Origin of the sequence: Bacillus nitratireducens, assembly GCF_001884135.1 — a bacterium.
In the GTDB taxonomy this organism is placed as follows: Bacteria; Bacillota; Bacilli; order Bacillales; family Bacillaceae_G; genus Bacillus_A; species Bacillus_A nitratireducens.
Genome location: NZ_MAOC01000026.1, coordinates 155,607 through 172,234 on the forward strand (window position 1 = coordinate 155,607; position 16,628 = coordinate 172,234).

Annotated in this window: 16 protein-coding genes; 10 read left to right on the plus strand and 6 right to left on the minus strand. The window is 31.5% G+C overall.

Annotated features, from left to right (window positions below; all coding sequences use genetic code 11):
* Nucleotides 1–2 precede the first annotated feature (2 nt).
* Nucleotides 3–1,538 carry an MDR family MFS transporter gene (locus tag BAU23_RS10530; protein WP_071734366.1) on the plus strand — a complete coding sequence of 512 codons (1,536 nt, stop codon included), beginning with the start codon at nt 3–5 and terminating at the stop codon, nt 1,536–1,538.
* Between the two features lie 55 nt (nt 1,539–1,593).
* Here BAU23_RS10530 and BAU23_RS10535 read toward each other — a convergent pair whose 3' ends face one another.
* Nucleotides 1,594–1,914 carry a hypothetical protein gene (locus tag BAU23_RS10535; RefSeq protein ID WP_001062735.1) on the minus strand — a complete coding sequence of 107 codons (321 nt, stop codon included), beginning with the start codon at nt 1,912–1,914 and terminating at the stop codon, nt 1,594–1,596.
* 228 nt (nt 1,915–2,142) lie between these two features.
* On the opposite strand from BAU23_RS10535, the gene BAU23_RS10540 reads away from it, so the two are divergent.
* Entirely contained in the window at nt 2,143–2,922 is a 780-nt protein-coding gene (locus tag BAU23_RS10540) for a BC_2878 family exosporium-associated protein (protein WP_071734368.1), read from the plus strand.
* Nucleotides 2,923–3,288: 366 nt separating this feature from the next.
* Here BAU23_RS10540 and ycaC read toward each other — a convergent pair whose 3' ends face one another.
* Nucleotides 3,289–3,924 (minus strand): isochorismate family cysteine hydrolase YcaC, encoded by a 636-nt coding sequence (ycaC, locus tag BAU23_RS10545; protein ID WP_016129688.1) that lies wholly within the window; start codon nt 3,922–3,924, stop codon nt 3,289–3,291.
* A 322-nt stretch (nt 3,925–4,246) separates the two neighbouring features.
* On the opposite strand from ycaC, the gene BAU23_RS10550 reads away from it, so the two are divergent.
* The 3 genes from BAU23_RS10550 (at nt 4,247) to BAU23_RS10565 (ending at nt 7,636) form a co-directional block, all read left to right on the plus strand.
* A complete protein-coding gene (locus BAU23_RS10550; RefSeq protein ID WP_016129687.1) occupies nt 4,247–5,017 on the plus strand; it encodes a GNAT family N-acetyltransferase in 771 nt (256 codons plus the stop codon).
* Nucleotides 5,018–5,643: 626 nt separating this feature from the next.
* Nucleotides 5,644–6,339 (plus strand): CsxC family protein, encoded by a 696-nt coding sequence (locus BAU23_RS10555; RefSeq protein ID WP_001295001.1) that lies wholly within the window; start codon nt 5,644–5,646, stop codon nt 6,337–6,339.
* A gap of 142 nt (nt 6,340–6,481) precedes the next feature.
* On the plus strand, nt 6,482–7,636 hold the full coding sequence (locus tag BAU23_RS10565; RefSeq protein ID WP_071734370.1) for a BC_2427 family protein: 1,155 nt from the start codon (nt 6,482–6,484) through the stop codon (nt 7,634–7,636).
* 232 nt (nt 7,637–7,868) lie between these two features.
* On the opposite strand, the gene BAU23_RS10570 is transcribed toward BAU23_RS10565, so the two are convergent.
* Nucleotides 7,869–8,300: a GNAT family N-acetyltransferase gene (locus BAU23_RS10570; RefSeq protein ID WP_000027147.1), complete on the minus strand. Its 432-nt coding sequence runs from the start codon at nt 8,298–8,300 to the stop codon at nt 7,869–7,871.
* 224 nt (nt 8,301–8,524) lie between these two features.
* Here BAU23_RS10570 and BAU23_RS10575 point away from each other — a divergent pair, with 224 nt between their 5' ends.
* Complete coding sequence (locus BAU23_RS10575) at nt 8,525–9,385, plus strand: DegV family protein (RefSeq protein WP_000538290.1); 861 nt, start codon at nt 8,525–8,527, stop codon at nt 9,383–9,385.
* A gap of 67 nt (nt 9,386–9,452) precedes the next feature.
* On the opposite strand, the gene BAU23_RS10580 is transcribed toward BAU23_RS10575, so the two are convergent.
* On the minus strand, nt 9,453–9,656 hold the full coding sequence (locus tag BAU23_RS10580; RefSeq protein WP_016129684.1) for a hypothetical protein: 204 nt from the start codon (nt 9,654–9,656) through the stop codon (nt 9,453–9,455).
* Between the two features lie 454 nt (nt 9,657–10,110).
* Here BAU23_RS10580 and BAU23_RS10585 point away from each other — a divergent pair, with 454 nt between their 5' ends.
* From BAU23_RS10585 to BAU23_RS10600, 4 genes are all read left to right on the plus strand, one after another.
* Nucleotides 10,111–11,379 (plus strand): helix-turn-helix domain-containing protein, encoded by a 1,269-nt coding sequence (locus BAU23_RS10585; RefSeq protein ID WP_071734372.1) that lies wholly within the window; start codon nt 10,111–10,113, stop codon nt 11,377–11,379.
* Between the two features lie 294 nt (nt 11,380–11,673).
* Nucleotides 11,674–13,263, plus strand: coding sequence for a M3 family metallopeptidase (locus tag BAU23_RS10590; RefSeq protein ID WP_071734374.1), 1,590 nt, complete (start codon nt 11,674–11,676; stop codon nt 13,261–13,263).
* Between the two features lie 32 nt (nt 13,264–13,295).
* On the plus strand, nt 13,296–14,687 hold the full coding sequence (locus tag BAU23_RS10595) for a 5'-methylthioadenosine/adenosylhomocysteine nucleosidase (RefSeq protein WP_071734376.1): 1,392 nt from the start codon (nt 13,296–13,298) through the stop codon (nt 14,685–14,687).
* Nucleotides 14,688–14,768: 81 nt separating this feature from the next.
* Nucleotides 14,769–15,221, plus strand: coding sequence for a GNAT family N-acetyltransferase (locus BAU23_RS10600; RefSeq protein WP_071734378.1), 453 nt, complete (start codon nt 14,769–14,771; stop codon nt 15,219–15,221).
* Between the two features lie 304 nt (nt 15,222–15,525).
* Here the strand turns inward: BAU23_RS10600 and BAU23_RS10605 are convergent, their stop codons facing one another.
* Nucleotides 15,526–15,849, minus strand: coding sequence for a hypothetical protein (locus BAU23_RS10605; protein WP_071734380.1), 324 nt, complete (start codon nt 15,847–15,849; stop codon nt 15,526–15,528).
* Between the two features lie 284 nt (nt 15,850–16,133).
* Complete coding sequence (locus BAU23_RS10610; RefSeq protein WP_071734382.1) at nt 16,134–16,550, minus strand: hypothetical protein; 417 nt, start codon at nt 16,548–16,550, stop codon at nt 16,134–16,136.
* Nucleotides 16,551–16,628: the final 78 nt, after the last annotated feature.

The window sequence follows — 16,628 nt, forward strand, 5'->3', positions numbered from 1 at the left end:
TTATGGTTGAGAAAAATAATAAACTCGGCTTCGTTGTTGCCGGTTTATTGCTGGGTATTTTAATGGCATCAATGGATAATACCATTGTCGTAACAGCGATGGGAACGATTGTTGGTGACTTAGGAGGCCTTGAAAACTTTGTATGGGTCGTTTCTGCCTATATGGTCGCAGAAATGGCAGGTATGCCGATATTCGGTAAACTATCAGATATGTATGGTAGAAAAAGATTCTTTATTTTCGGTTTAATCGTCTTTATGATTGGTTCGGCACTTTGTGGTACTGCTGAAAATATTACACAGTTAGGTATTTATCGTGCCATTCAAGGTATTGGCGGCGGGGCATTAGTGCCGATTGCGTTTACTATCGTTTTTGATATTTTTCCTCCTGAAAAGCGTGGGAAAATGGGTGGTTTATTCGGAGCAGTATTTGGTTTATCAAGTATTTTCGGGCCATTACTTGGCGCATATATTACGGATTATATTAGCTGGCACTGGGTGTTTTATATTAACTTACCACTTGGCATTTTAGCACTTATTTTTATTACATTCTTTTATAAAGAGTCACGAGTTCATAGAAAGCAAAAGATTGATTGGTTTGGCGCAATTACTTTAGTTGGTGCAGTAGTTTGTTTAATGTTTGCCCTAGAACTAGGCGGACAAAAATATGATTGGGATTCTAGCTTTATTTTAAGTTTATTTGCTGGGTTCGCTATTTTAGTAATTGCTTTTATCGTTATTGAACGAAAAGTAGAAGAACCAATCATATCATTTGAGATGTTTAAACAACGTCTATTCGGAATGAGTACAATTATTGCATTATGTTACGGGGCTGCATTTATGTCAGCAACTGTGTATATTCCGTTATTTATTCAAGGCGTATATGGTGGTAGCGCAACAAACTCAGGATTATTACTTTTACCGATGATGTTAGGATCAGTCGTAACAGCGCAATTAGGCGGGTTTTTAACGACGAAGCTTAGCTACCGAAACATTATGATTATTTCTGCGGTTATTATGCTAATTGGACTATTTTTATTAAGTACGTTAACGCCAGAAACAAGTCGTATATTATTAACGGTTTATATGATTATTATTGGATTTGGAGTCGGTTTCTCATTCTCTGTACTAAGTATGGCAGCTATTCACAACTTCGGTATGGAACAGCGCGGATCTGCAACTTCAACGAGTAATTTCATTCGTTCATTAGGAATGACACTAGGTATTACAATCTTCGGAATGATCCAAAGAACAGGTTTCCAAGATCAATTAGAAGAAGCATTTAAAGGGATGAGCGGGGGAATGAATACAAACGCTTTAGGAGATTCAAGAGCTATTTTATCAGAATCGGCAAGATCTCAAATCCCGCCGCAAATATTAGATAAAATTATTGACGCTCTTTCTAGTTCAATCGTTCAAACATTTATGTGGGCGTTAGTACCAGCAGGGTTAGCATTCGTATTCATTTTCTTTATGGGAAATGAGCGCATGGTAATTAAGAAAAAACAAAACAAGGTAAAAAGTGAAACATCAAAAGCGTAAAGAAAAAGCTCCTTTCAATTTTGAAAGGAGCTTTTTTCATATGTACGGATTCAGATTAGCCTTCGATAATTTCGTATTCTTCGTCTGCTAATAATAAAATTTGCGTTTTCTTACCTTTGTTTTGAACTTCGATTACATCATATGTACCTAAGTCTCTTAGTTTGCTTTGAGAAGCGTTAACCATAACTTCCATAGAATCAATTAAGATATCTTCTTCAATGTATGATTCAGGCAATGCCATATCTTCAGTTTCTAATACACATGCGTATAGATTTTGTAAGTTTTCAGCAGTTGGATTTTGTTCCTCAACATCAATGATGTTTTTTACTGCTTCCATATTTTCTTCTTTTGCTTGGTACACTTTAATTTTAGCCATTGTTTTAATCTCCTTTATAACGTAATCGTAGAGGCTACACCTCATTATAACGCTTTTTCATTGAAAGATGAAATTGTTATATGTATTTATAGTAAAAATTATGTGTTATTGGTGTTATGAGTAAATAATTATATCCTTACGTTAAAATTATATTGTCCAAGCTTTTCTTATATCCCGTTCATATTATGTGTATGAGATAAAAACATAAAGGGAAGGGATTGAATGTAAGTGGATTGCAAGCCGAAACAAAATTGTCAATGTTGTCAAAATAGCATATGTGAATTTTTACAAAGTCTAGAACCTTTTACTAAGGTTGAGAGTATCGTAATAGCCGGAAAGGAAAGTGTTGTATCCTATTTTCTTTCATTTAACAAGATGAAAGGTATCGTGTCATTTGTACAAGAGGACAATGATGTTATTTTTGTAGATTGTTCAAAGATTGATGCGGTTCGAATAGGAAAAGTGTGTAATTGTAAAGCGAAAGTTAAATTTATTGAAGAGGATTTTAGTCTCCTTGGAAATGTTTGTCCACAGTGTTTAACGGAGGGAAGTACACTCTTTTTCGACTTTTATAATTCTGAATTGAATTTATCTCTACAAGCAAAAACAATTGATGCGCCTAGATGTATTGAATTTACAGATGAACTTGGGAATGTAGTAAAGCAAATTACAATAGTAGGTGAAGCGATTGTTTCTAAAGATTTTGTTCAAGTGCCAGAACTATTAGATTTTCGATTGATATTATCGGATATGGCTACAAATCCTTTGAACTTCGGATTACTGTTCATTAATTTCCCTGATATTACGTTTATTATTCTTTTCGCATCAAGTGGATATCTTAATATTTCGAACTGCTTAAAAATAGAGAGTGGAACTGGTAACGTAGAAATAGAAGAGATGAAAAAGATGGTAACGAATGACAGTAATACGTACAAGTCAATTATTAAGTTGACTAAAATATATAAAAATGGTGCTACAGAATCCTTTATTTCTAAGAAGGAAATATAACGTATTTAAATTGATTAACCCTCCTACAATATAATGAGGGTTTTTACATATACTAGGTGGATTGTAATAAAGCAAAAATCACATAGTTAATATGAAAGTTAGAAGTATATAGAGCGGTTAGTTGTACGATTAATTGCAATGTGTAAATTCCTATCATGATACGTTCTTTTACAACAAATTATGAAAGTATCCATAACAGTAAAACTAAGAAATATTATTTAAGTATTTTTAAATGTAATGAAAGAGGTCATATAATATTTGTAAAGTAATTAAGAAAAGGGCGATTGAAGTAGCCCTTTTCTTAATTATGTAAATTGCTATTGGTAGTCATTATTGAGTTTAAATAGTTATTTAAACTTGAGTAATTTATTTACTAAATTCTTTTTGAGCTGCCCTATAACTTCCGATGATATTTTGATAACTTGGAAGATGCTTAGCAAGTAAAGCTCCAAAGCCCTCAATATCATTTCGCCAGTCGCGCTGTAATTCAGCTGCAACGCTAAACCAGTTCATTAGTTGCACCCCTCCATGAGCCATACGCATAAGAGCGGCATCAGCAACTGGTTTACTAAAAGTTCCAGATGCATCCGTTACAACAAATACCTCATACCCTGCATTTACAGCTGATAGCGCTGGGAACGAAACACAAACATCAGTAACTACGCCTGCGATAATTAGCTGTTTTTTACCCGTTGATTCAATAGCTTTTACAAATTCATCATTGTCCCATGCGTTAATTTGTCCAGGACGCGCTATTTTAGGCGCATTTGGAAATAGTTCAATTAATTCCTGCATGAGTGGACCATTAGGACCATCTTCGAAGCTAGTTGTTAAAATAACCGGTAAATCAAAAAACTTAGCGGTATTAGCAAGAGCTAAAACATTATTCTTGAACTCATCAACACCATAGTCACGCACTAGGCTGGAAATAAGACCAGTTTGATGATCCACTAGAAGAACAGCGGCATCACTTTTTGAAAGACGAGAATAGAAATCAGACATTTTATTATCCCCCTTAAAAAGCTTATTTATAAAGTAATCTTACAGTTATTTAGATAGATTTGGTATACGTATAAAATTTTATCAACAAATATGCTTTATTTAGATGAAAAGATGTGTGTTTTAAAATCAAAAAAAAGTAAATTTTTCTTTTTTGAATAGATGTTATAATAATTTTATATTTGTGAATAATTTATAATTATATGAAGTTTAAGTGTAATAGGCGTTTGCTTATATGACGAATAAACGGATGAGTAAAAAAGTTATTTAAGTTGATTCATAAAGATATAGAGTTATATTGATTTTATAGAAAGCGGGAATGTAAATGATATATGAAGCAAATATACATACTAGAAAAAAATTAGTTTCTATGTTTGAGGATTTTAATAATGTTGTGTTATTTTCTTATTTACAAGGACATATGGGCACCGCTTGGGTAAATGATCTTGAAAATCCGACAGTAGCGCAAGTTACGGTAGGGATTTTCACATTTTATACTGGAGATCCAAATGCAAAAGAGACAAAAGAGTTATTACGTAACATCCCTGAAAGAATTTTAGTAATCGTAAATAGTGATCAATGGAAAAAGCGTTTAGAAATATTCCACGAAAGAAAAATAGATAAGTTTTTACGATATAAATTTAAAAGAAATTCAGAAGTGTTTAATCATACAAAATTACAATCTTTTATATCGGCACTTCCAAAAGGATATGAATTAAGAAAGGTAGATGAGCATATTGCGAATAACCCATCATTACACAAGGTTTCTGAAGATTTTATAAGCCAATTCCGTTCAATAGATGATTATGTAAATCGAGGTATAGGTTATTGTATTTTGTATAATGGAGAAATCGTATGTGGTGCATCATCATATAGTATTTATGATGATGGTATTGAAATCGAAGTTGCTACTGAACCAAATCATAGAAGAAAGGGATTGGCAACTGTAGTTAGTGCAGCACTAATATTGGATTGTTTAGAAAATGGGAAATATCCAAATTGGGATGCAGCGAATAGCACTTCTGCTAAACTAGCTGAAAAGTTAGGATATGTTTTTGATAAAGCGTATGATACTTATTTTGTGAATAATAGGTAAATGAACGGTGTGTGTACAAATTATACAATGTCATAAGGCTAGCTAACCTTATTAAATTAATGTTTATTAGACTTGTTTTCTATAATCGCAAATATAAACTATCCGAAGGTGATTTTACCAAAGTTAAAGGCATTGAAACAGATGTTAATTAATGAAGTTAAGGGAAAGAATGACAATCGGATTGGTTCTATTAGAAGAATTGATAAATTTGAAAAAAAAACAATATCAATGGTAAGATTGAGGGAGTTCGCAAAATTTTGAGTATAAAAACCGACTTTTTTAAGTCGGTTTTTATTTTTTTACTAATAGAGTACCACCAATATTAATTTTTTGTTGTATAGATAGTATTAAATGAAAAAAATCCTATTCCATTACTATTGAATATAATTAACCCATCAGTTCCTACTTCCACTATGAGGGTTCAGAAATTCTCTTTTTGTATAGGTAGATAATCATAAAGGCTCAATATATTTAGTTTTGTGTGTTTTAACTAGCAAAAAATTGCTATTTTTTTGTAAATGATGAAAGTAACTATTACAGGAACCCACGCATTAATAGAAGAGATACATATACAGTATAGAGAGTTAAAAAACTCTAAAAACTTGTATAAAAGGAGATTATAAAATATGAGTGAACAATGCCCAATTAATGTACCATGTCAGGTAGTAGGACAAACTCAAACACCATTAAGTGATGCACCTGTAACGCCAATTACTACGCCAGGAACACCGATTGTAAAAATACCAGTTGTATTAGCAGAAAGAACGATTCAAATTGTTGTAGAATCTGATATTTCATTAGATCCTCCAGCAGTTGAAATTAAACGTATCTTAAAAAATGCATTTTTAACACAATGTAAGTTAGTTCCTGTAGCATTTACTCCAGTACCAGGTACAAATTACCGCCGAGTTACAAGAGCAAAATTATTTGTACAAGGATATATTCGTAAAAACATTGAATATGCAAATGACGAGTGTAATGGAGTGCTATATGACCGCATTGCTAATGTTCCATTTTCTGGTTTTGCTGATTTAACAGCTGGTGATTTTCTATCACAAGCTATAGTAGCTGCTTCCTCAGATACTACTTCTCACTTTATTAATCCTAAAAATGGTGATCTACCACGTTTAGACAAATACTTCTTCGAAAATACAGTTTTTTACAATGAACAACCGTATTGCGAATTAGTCAGCGCTCAATTTTTCGAATTAGACTTTTCCCCTTGTCCAACAGAATTAAATGAGCCATTTGAAACTCTTCGTGAAAAAATTGTACTAGATCTTACTTTAAAAGTTTTACAAGTACAACAAGTACAAGTATAACAAGTACAAGTATAAAACTAAAAAAGCATTGTCTTTGATAAAAAGACAATGTCTTTTTTATTATTATACAACATATATAATGATGAAATGGTCACGTACAAAAAACATATTTTTTTGAATTTCATCAGATGGGGGGATGGTGATGAATAAGCCATGGGTTGGTAAGGAAATATGGAACAAAGTATACAAGTGGAAAATGCTGAATGTTCAAGATGATTCGCGCGAAATAAGAGAAAAAAAGGAAAGTAAAGAAACTGAATCAGAGAAAGAAAGTAAAGAAACTGAATCAAAAAAAGAAGATAAAGTAATTAAATCAGAGAAAGAAAGTAAAGAAACTGAATCAAAAAAAGAAGATAAAGCAATTGAATTAAAGAAAGAAAGTGAAAAAACTAGATCAGCAAAAGAAGATAAAGCGAATGGATTAAAGGAAGAAGAGGTGAAAATTAAATCAGCAAAAGAAGATGAAGAAACCGAGTCAGAGAAAGAAGAAATAGTAATTGCATCAAAGAAAAAAAGTGAAGAGACTGAACCAGCAAAAGAAGAAGTAGCAAATGAATCAAAGAAAGTAAGTATAGATTCAGGATCAAAAATAGAGACTTCAGTGAGTTCAATAGTAGTGAAGACTCCATTTTCTATTATTTCGGATGTGACTAGTTTTATAAAATTTCCTAATATTAATGTAAAAAAACAAGAAGTATTTGTATTTCGTAATGAAAAAAATGCTAGGGGTCGTGAACTGGATGCTAAGTTATTAACGACAGTGCAACATTATCATGGAGAAGTTAATTGTAATTTAGTTTCTTCAAACCTTCATGAAAAGAGAGTACTTTTAGAATTTCCTAATCAAAAAATAAAAGGTAATACTAAAGAGAATTGTATAGGAACATCTTCGTGGATCCCTATACACGGTATAATTTTAGAGAAGGAAGATGAAGGAGGAGTAAATAATTACATACCTGCGAAATTACCAATAGAAATAGGGAAGTATAAAGGTGAAATTAATTTACGAGAAAAAGTGGTATTTAAAGAAAAAGTTATAGAAATAAAAGAGGTGTCACAGGAAATTATTTTAACAAAAAAAGAATTCTTAGTGCCAAAAATAATAAAGAAAGGAAATAATCCATCTATAATTGAAAAAGGGAGCTTACTTGTAGAAGGTTATATTTCTCAATGTATTGAATTTATATCGGAACGAAGTACACCACATGATAACACTTATCAATTAATGCAAAATATTGTATTGGAATTAACTATACAATTATTACAAGAACAGGAAGTGTTGGTGCGGATTAAATAAATGATCATCCCCATTAACTAGTTAAAAATTTCCTCAGGAATATGTAATAGGGAAACTTAAAAATAGTGCTAGCAAGTTTGTAAACGAGCTAGCTAATAAGCGTTTGGGAAAGATGTGAAATACAACTGATGGATCGATTTAAAAAACTAGGTACTTAAATTGATGAAAGGCATAAATCTTTATTAAAACATGTGGTGTAATACAAAGTGTATCCACTCCTATTATAGAAAACTCACAACTTAAATAGTAATACATGTTTATCATAATTTTTCAAACACCAATTATATTTTTTTAGAATAATTGGATGGACAACCTCTTGCGTAGTATCGACTTCAGTAAAACCGTATTTTTTATAAAAGCTTTTTAATTCTTCGAAAGGGAGACAGAATACATGTTGCATATATGATTCCTTTGCTGTTTGCACTAAAAATGAAACGAGTTCTCCTGCTAATTGTAACCCTCTAAATTTAGGTGCTATGAAAATCCCCCCCATTTCCATAGTTTCTCCATCGATTTGGACTAAACGACCTACACCTGCATACTCATCGTTATATGTAATGATTGCAACTTTATCCCGCTTTAAATCACTTGGTAAAAAACCTATTGATTCGTATTGTTTATTAATCCATTCTAAATCTTTAGGAGTAGCTAGTTGTATACTCATAAGAACCTCCTTTGGAAGAGTATTAATATTCTAATTATATATAGCTCTATAACTGGTGAAAAGAGGATGAATTGAAATCATTTTACTTTATAGTTCAAGTTTTGAAGAATAGAGCATACAATATAAAGTCTTTTCCTTTCTTCATTTAAGTTTTACGTATATAATTTAAAAGTACTATTTTTATTTTATATTTTTTATATTTATAACAGAATAGAGGTTTAAAAATGGGTGTTAAAATCATTACGGATAGTGCGGCGGATTTACCGGTAGAATTGCTGCAAGCATATGATATTGATTTAATTCCACTCCGTGTATATGATGAAGCAGAAACAGAGTATTTAGATGGGGTTACATTAAAATCAGTTACTTTATTGCAAAAAATGAGAGAAGGTGCAGTTTATAAAACGTCATTGCCTTCACTTGAAACATTTCAAGAAAAATTTGTTTCTTATGCAAAAGAAGGTAATCCTTGTATATATTTAGCTTTCTCATCTGAACTGTCTGGTACATATCAATCGTCAGTTCTCATTAAAGAAGAAGTGAAAGAAACATACACTGATTTAGATTTAGAAATTATTGATACAAAATGTGCCTCACTCGGTCAAGGTATTGTCGTATTAGAAGCTGCTAAAATGGCGAAAGACGGCGCATCAAAAGAAGATATTTTAAAACGGGTCGCTTTTCTAATGAACCATATGGAACATATCTTCACTGTAGCTGACTTGCAGTACCTAGTGAGAGGTGGGCGTTTAAGTAAAGTAGCTGGTTTTATTGGTGGTTTATTAAACATTAAGCCAATCTTAAATGTGGATGAAGGAAAACTTGTACCACTTGAAAAGGTAAGAGGGAAAAAGAAAGTATTAAGCCGCATTGTTGATATTATGGAAGAGCGCGGAAAAGATCTTAAAGGTCAAACAATCGGTATGACTCACGGTGATGATTTAGAAACTGCCGAAGCATTAAAAGCATTAATTACCGAAAGATTCGGTTGTGAAGTATTTATCGTAAATACAATTGGAGCTGCAATCGGAGCGCATACAGGACCAGGTGCGTTAACATTGTTCTTCTTAAATGAAGTAGAGTAAAGGATTGATCTTTTGATCAATCCTTTTTTAATCTAATTTAATTGTTTTATGTGAATAAAATATATAATTATTTATTAACTTTCTCTTTAATAGGTAAGAAGGTAGATAGGAAAGTAATGATAACTAGTCCAAAGCTGACTCTTTCAGTTTGATCAATTACTAAGTCATTTTTCCACTGATAAAGGAAAGAAGCGATTATTAAAAGTAAAGCAGCGCCTCCAACATACCTTACTATTTTTCGTGCGGATTCATCTTTAAATCTTACAATCATGTTTATCATCCTTTCGTTTTTATTGAATAATTCGACAAACTAATTTCTAGGATTTGATATTAATAATTCATCTATTAAATTTATTTGGTTTATAATAGATATTTTTTATGTATTAGGTAAATATAATGAACTATAACTATCTAAATGAAGAATGATAGCTTACATGTAGTTAAATCTTTTTCATTAAGTTTATCGTAATTCAAGTATATGATTCTGTGTTTGTTAATAACAAGTAGTAAAATTACATGAAAAAAATGGACGGAAAATCTAAATTTTAACCATTAAATTTAACAAAGTATCTAGAAATAATCATAGTATGAATGTAAAATTAAAATGTATGATACATTTTTTTACATTTTTAAAGTTATGCATTTTCTTAGTATGAAAGATTAAGCAATACATAATGGCTTATTTAGTAAAAAGTATGAAATGGTTAAGCAGGGAGAGTAGAAAGATGGAAATAGGGGAACGTATTCGGCAAGTTCGTATGCATAAAGGATTGACACAGGGGGAGCTCGTATCAGAAATATGCTCAGTAACCTATTTAAGTAGAATTGAGAGTGGGAAAATCAAACCATCATCTTCTTTTTTAAAACAAGTTTCTAAGAAGCTAGGTGTTGATTGCGATTTTCTCATAGATGGCAATAACGAGGAGATAAAGCTTACTATTCTTGAAATATGTGATAAATATAAAAAAGATAAAAGTATAACTGAAGCTCAATTATCTTTGTTAGAATTATACGTTCGTGAAGTGGACGCAATTCCTTTATTATTAAAGACGTATGGCGTCATCATATACTATCATGTCCGAAATAAAAACTTATTATATGTGAAGTTATTTGTAGATCAAGCTTGGCAAATGATTCCAAGTCAAGTGGAAATGCAAAATAATGAAGATTATATATATTATTTAAGAGCTCGAGGTCTTTATTTTTCTAATAAAGGGGAGTATTTTACAGCATATGAAGTTTACAAAAAGATAGAAAATATGTTGGAATCCGAAGAAACCGAGTTGCACGCTGATACGTATTACAATATAAGTATGGTAAGTCAGCATCTTAATAAAGATCTAAGTGTTAGTCGCATATACGCAAAAAAAGCATATGAATTGTATAAAAGGTTTAATATAGAACAATATAAAATTTATGCGTTAATACTTCTTGCGATGCAATATAACAAAGATAAACAGTATGAACAAGCATTTGAAACTTTAAAACAAGTAGAAGATGAATCAAAGATGGAAAATGATCCATTAAATTTATGTTTTGTGAAATATAATTACGGGAAAATTTATCAAGCATTAAAAGATAATAAAAATGCAATAAAATGTTACGAAGAAAACTTGATTCTTTGTGAGTATTTACCAAACAAAGCAGATAAAGTATATACAATCCGGAATTTAATAGAAATTTATATGGAATTAAAAGATTGGAAAAAAGTAACTAAACTTATAGATGAGGCATTTGAAATTTTGTCAATTTGTGATGTACCTTATGCACATGTTCAACTATATGGGTTTAAAGCAGAAAAATCTAAAATATGGGCAGATTATAATGGATATGAGAAGAATATGAAACAAGCAATTGAGATGGGGATTGAAAAACAACAATATAGCTTGGTTGCTGAATTAGCTTATAAATTAGGGGATTATTATTATGAGAATCGTTCCTATAAATTATCTGCGAAGTATTTTAAAATATCAGCTGAAAATAAAATAGATTAAAAGCAAAGTTTGAAGTATTTATGAATTTTAAAATTAAAGTGGTTATTCAAAAAGTAAAATGTTTTATACTTTTTGAATAACCTCCTTTTATTGGGTGATTGATATTTATTCCAGTGGCTGTATCATTCATGTGCTTATGTTATATGCGTTTCAGTAGCATAAGCAAAGAGTCTAAATAAGAATACGTTTATATAAATCTAAATATTTAAAGATATTAAAATTTTCTTGTTTCATATATAATTGTGTAGGGAGAAATATCTGTAACTATTTGTAAAAATAGGAGGCAGCTAAAAAATGAATGAAATTGCTAGATGGGATTTAGATCGATTGTATCCGAGTGAGGATATTCTAACTCCAATATTGGGGTTGAAAGAACAATATTATATGACAAAAGATGTAGGAATCCTTTCAAAGCTTATACAAGCTATTGAAAAAGCAGAATACTATTTGTATTGCCGATCGGCTGAAGAAAGTATTCCAACTGATCTTTCTGTATTGACTATTACAGTAAAAGATTTGAAAAGAGAAGTACAGCAAGTAATACAACAAAGTGAAGTGCAAACGTCCGATAATATTAATACTAGGTTAATAAAAGATGAACTTAACGCATGGGAAAATATGTACATACAATTAAGGAATAAAATAGAAATAGAGCACGATAATAAGCAATTATCATTTGGCCAAGCAAATAATATTGCAATGAATAGTGATAATGAAAAGGAAAGATTAGAAGTATTCGAGTTATTAACAAGGGCCTTACACAAGGAAAAAGAAATCTTCGCTACTGTCTTAAATCAAATAGGGAGATTACGCAATGCAAAGAGTAATGAATTAGAAGATAGAGAGATGTTAACTCAATCTCTACATGCGAATGGTATTTCTGAAACTGTATTATTACAAATGTGGAATGCAACAGAAGAAAATCTTGATACATTAGTAAGTGCTTTAAACGTGTATAAGAAGGGGGAAGCTTCGATTACATGGCATGAACTTATGACGGTAAAGGAAAATAATGAGGCTATTATCCCTTTTTCAGTAGCAGTACAAAACATATATGATGCATTAAAAGATATTGATGAAGAATTAGCAGAATTTGCAAGTAATGCAATAGAGAGTGGATGGGTAGATACGGAACCGAGAAATAATAAACCACCTGGTGGATTTTGTGCTCCTTTCTTCAGTGAACTAGAATCACGAATCTCTATGCGTTATGACGGAAGTATCGATAGTGTAAGGATACTTGCGCACGAACTAGGACATGCTTGGCATTTTTATAATATGAGTTTTGAGCAATCTACATCTTTTTTAGATGATTATTTGCCAATGAGTACGGCTGAATCGGCGTCTATTTTCTTTGAAACTGTGCTTATAAACTATTTAATTCAAGCAACAGATAGTATAGATATGAAAAAGTCATTGCTTAGTTGGAAAATAAGAAACTGTTTTAATTATGTAATGGCAATTCGAGCATCATTTGAATTTGAGAAGAATTTTCATGAAAAGTGTAAAGAAGGTTCATTAAGTGCTGATGAAATCGAGAAATTATCTATAGCATCGCAAGAAAAAGCATACGGGAATGCATTATCAGAATATCAGCCGTTTGTTTGGATGAAATATGTTCAGTTTTATATAGCAGATGTTCCTTTTTATAATTATCCATACACATTTGGTTATTTAGCTAGTTTTAGTTTATTAGAAATAGCTCAAGAAAGTAAAAGTACTTTTCATTCGAAATATAAAGAGTTTTTACGAGAAACAGGAAAAGCCCCAGTGGAAGAGCTTATGAAAAAACATCTTGAAATAGATATAACAAAATATGAATTTTGGAATAAAGCTTTTCTTCAAATGAATAAAGATATTGATGAATATTTGCAGATTATATAGGGGAGAGCAATTAGATAAAGGGGACTACATACATGAACAGAATCGGCATTATCGGAGCAATGCAAATTGAAATAGACTTACTTTTAGAAAAACTACATATAAAAGAGAAACATACAATTGCGGGAATGCCTTTTTACATTGGCGAATTCATGGGAACAGAAGTAATTATTACACGTTCTGGTGTAGGGAAAGTAAATGCAGCGGCATGTACGCAAACCTTAATTCATAAATTTAATGTAGATGCTATCATCAATACGGGTGTTGCTGGCGGGTTACACCCGGATGTAAAAGTTGGTGATATCGTTATTTCAACGAATGTTACCCATCATGATGTAAGTAAAACTCAAATGAAAAACTTATTCCCGTTCCAAGAAGAATTTAATGCAAGTAAGGAATTAATAGAGTTAGCACGTAAAGCATGCAATAGTAGTAGTTTACATATGGAGGTTCATAAAGGAAGAATTGTCAGCGGTGAATGTTTTGTTGAGGATTCAAAACTAAAAGCGAAACTAATAGACGAATATGCACCTCATTGTACAGAGATGGAAGGTGCAGCAATTGGACATGTTGCTTACATAAATGAAGTACCGTTTCTCGTTATACGATGTATTTCAGACAGCGCAGACGATGAAGCACAAGTCTCTTATGATGACTTCGCGAAAACTGCCGCAAATTATTGTTCGGAAATTATTGTTGAGATGCTGAAAAATATATCGAGTAATACTTATAGTTCAAAAGGGGAGAATGGAATGTTACAAGCATTAATTTTTGATATGGACGGAACATTATTTCAAACAGATAAAATTTTAGAATTATCGTTAGATGATACATTTGATCACTTAAGATCACTACAATTATGGGATACGGTAACACCTATTGATAAATACCGTGAAATCATGGGTGTGCCTTTACCAAAAGTTTGGGAAGCTTTATTACCGAATCATTCTCTTGAAGTAAGAGAACAAACAGATGCATATTTTTTAGAAAGACTAATTGAAAACATTAAGAGCGGAAAAGGTGCTTTATATCCGAACGTAAAAGAAGTTTTTACATATATAAAAGAAAGTAATTGTTCAATATATATTGCTAGTAATGGTTTAACTGAATATTTACAAGCGATCGTATCTTATTATGCTTTAGGCCAATGGGTTACTGAAACGTTTAGTATTGAGCAAATTAACTCACTTAATAAAAGCGACTTAGTTAAAAGTATTTTGAACAAATATGATATAAAAGAAGCAGCTGTAGTTGGGGACCGGTTATCTGATATAAACGCAGCTAAAGATAATGGCTTGATTGCGATTGGATGCAATTTTGATTTTGCACAAGAAGATGAACTTGCGCAGGCGGATATAGTAATAGATGATTTAATGGAGTTAAAGGGAATATTGTCTGAAGTGCAGAATACGCATGTTACGAATTGAATAAAGTAACAATCATAAAAATGCTCAGAATAAATAATTCTAGAGCATTTTTATGTGTTTTCATATTAAGGGGGAATTTATTTGAAAGATATACATATTCAACAAATTGAAGATTTAATGATATATGAACACGATTATCTTGTTCAAGAAAGCAAAGACGAAGGATTTAATTTCCTAATAAAACTAATAAGTGATTATGAAAATAAAATAAACACATTTAATAAAACTGGAGAATGTTTATATGGTATCTTTCAAGGGGAAAAGTTAATTGGAATAGGAGGACTAAACCAAGATCCATATACAGAAAACAATAAGATTGGCCGATTAAGGAGAGTTTATATTTCAAAGGACTATCGTCGTATAGGGTTAGGGAACTTGTTATTAAACCGGCTATTATCTCATTCGGAAAAGTATTTTAAAGTGGTTGTTTTACATACTGATACAAAGCAAGGCCATGCGTTTTATACTACAAATGGATTTGTGAAGGGGGAATTATTTAAAGGGTCTAGTCACTATAAAGTGTTAAAGGAGTAGCTGTCCAAAAAAAAGTTTTGGACAGCTACTTTAGTGGTTATTTTTATCTGTAAATCCAAATATTCAGATAAAATTGAATACGTGTAGATTTTCTTACTATCTCAAAATACACAATCATGTTTTTGTTTTTGAATAGTAACGAAAATGGCTGAGTGAAATTTAAACTGGAGTTCGAGACCTATAAAAATCTGTAAGGCCAGGTATATTGGTAACAGGGATCGATCAAGGTATTGATGATTTTTGAGGGGAGTTAGAATAGTCTCCGTCGAAGCAGTTTCTATGTTCAGTCGTGAAGTCGTCCACTCTATAGTATTGAGGATGTAGGGCGAAGGGAAGTTACTATAGTACTATAGGGTTCCAAACGAATTTGTACATTTGCTCCGGCGTTTGCTAGTTGCGTTACGGCATTCAAAATAATGTTGCGCTTACCTGATCTAACGGCTTTATTATAGGACGCGATTAGTGGGAGAACTGGATCAGTAGGAATATATTGATTGAGGTTAGTCACATGATAAATGGTTTTAGATAATACAGTTGCAGTCAGCGTAATACCATTTTTAATGACGCCAGTCAGTGTTGTCCCGTCAAATGAGGTGAGTTTGCATGTAAGTATACGATGGTGTTTCATATTTGTGCCTCCTTTATAGTAGATTTAATTTATTTTATGCTTGTCCAACAAATCAGTGTAGACAATTAAATCATTATATAAGTATTTTAAACTTAAAAAAGTGAGGTTTTTAAATAAGTTTAAAACCTAGAGATACCGGCGTATTTGTGAATAAAAGTAGCTGTCACTTTTTTGAGTTTAAATATCGGAATCAACGTTCATATAATTTCATTTACCGAATTAATAGTACAAAAAAAACCCCAGCAACTAAAGTTCAGTTTGCGAGGTAAATTCTCTGCAGTCAATTACTTTCTAACCTTCATTTGTTTTAATAATCCCTTCGGATCACCTTTTACATAATAAAAATGTGGATTATTCTCATCATCGTAAAGCATAATATAAGGTTTTTCATTAAGTGGGAGAAGGATGAGTACTTCATCGATTGTTGTATGTAACCATTGATTTGTAATAGGAACAGGTTTTGATAACGGGATTTTTATCATATGACCATCTTTCGGAACGACATTTAAGTTTTTAAATGGACCAGTAATTGATTTTGCGTATTGAATTGCTTCTTTTTGAATGGTTGCATCTAAAGATTGTTTTTGGACTACCATTTCTTTTTTACAATCAAATACTTCAATTTGTTTATTTGTATTTGCGAACGCATTTGTTGATAATAAAAAGAAGAGAAGAGTAATGACTCCTATTTTTTTGAACATGAAATAACACCTCACACTTACTATACCCTCAAACGTTATAAATATTTTTATGTCACATTGATGTAACAAAGAAGTTGT

Coding starts and splice junctions, on each gene's coding strand:
- BAU23_RS10530 (WP_071734366.1), top strand. CDS start 3: ATGGTTGAGAAAAATAATAAACTCGGCTTCGTTGTTGCCGGTTTATTG.
- BAU23_RS10535 (WP_001062735.1), bottom strand. CDS start 1,914: ATGGCTAAAATTAAAGTGTACCAAGCAAAAGAAGAAAATATGGAAGCA.
- ycaC (WP_016129688.1), bottom strand. CDS start 3,924: ATGTCTGATTTCTATTCTCGTCTTTCAAAAAGTGATGCCGCTGTTCTT.
- BAU23_RS10550 (WP_016129687.1), top strand. CDS start 4,247: ATGATATATGAAGCAAATATACATACTAGAAAAAAATTAGTTTCTATG.
- BAU23_RS10555 (WP_001295001.1), top strand. CDS start 5,644: ATGAGTGAACAATGCCCAATTAATGTACCATGTCAGGTAGTAGGACAA.
- BAU23_RS10565 (WP_071734370.1), top strand. CDS start 6,482: ATGAATAAGCCATGGGTTGGTAAGGAAATATGGAACAAAGTATACAAG.
- BAU23_RS10570 (WP_000027147.1), bottom strand. CDS start 8,300: ATGAGTATACAACTAGCTACTCCTAAAGATTTAGAATGGATTAATAAA.
- BAU23_RS10575 (WP_000538290.1), top strand. CDS start 8,525: ATGGGTGTTAAAATCATTACGGATAGTGCGGCGGATTTACCGGTAGAA.
- BAU23_RS10580 (WP_016129684.1), bottom strand. CDS start 9,656: ATGATTGTAAGATTTAAAGATGAATCCGCACGAAAAATAGTAAGGTAT.
- BAU23_RS10585 (WP_071734372.1), top strand. CDS start 10,111: ATGGAAATAGGGGAACGTATTCGGCAAGTTCGTATGCATAAAGGATTG.
- BAU23_RS10590 (WP_071734374.1), top strand. CDS start 11,674: ATGAATGAAATTGCTAGATGGGATTTAGATCGATTGTATCCGAGTGAG.
- BAU23_RS10595 (WP_071734376.1), top strand. CDS start 13,296: ATGAACAGAATCGGCATTATCGGAGCAATGCAAATTGAAATAGACTTA.
- BAU23_RS10605 (WP_071734380.1), bottom strand. CDS start 15,849: ATGAAACACCATCGTATACTTACATGCAAACTCACCTCATTTGACGGG.
- BAU23_RS10610 (WP_071734382.1), bottom strand. CDS start 16,550: ATGTTCAAAAAAATAGGAGTCATTACTCTTCTCTTCTTTTTATTATCA.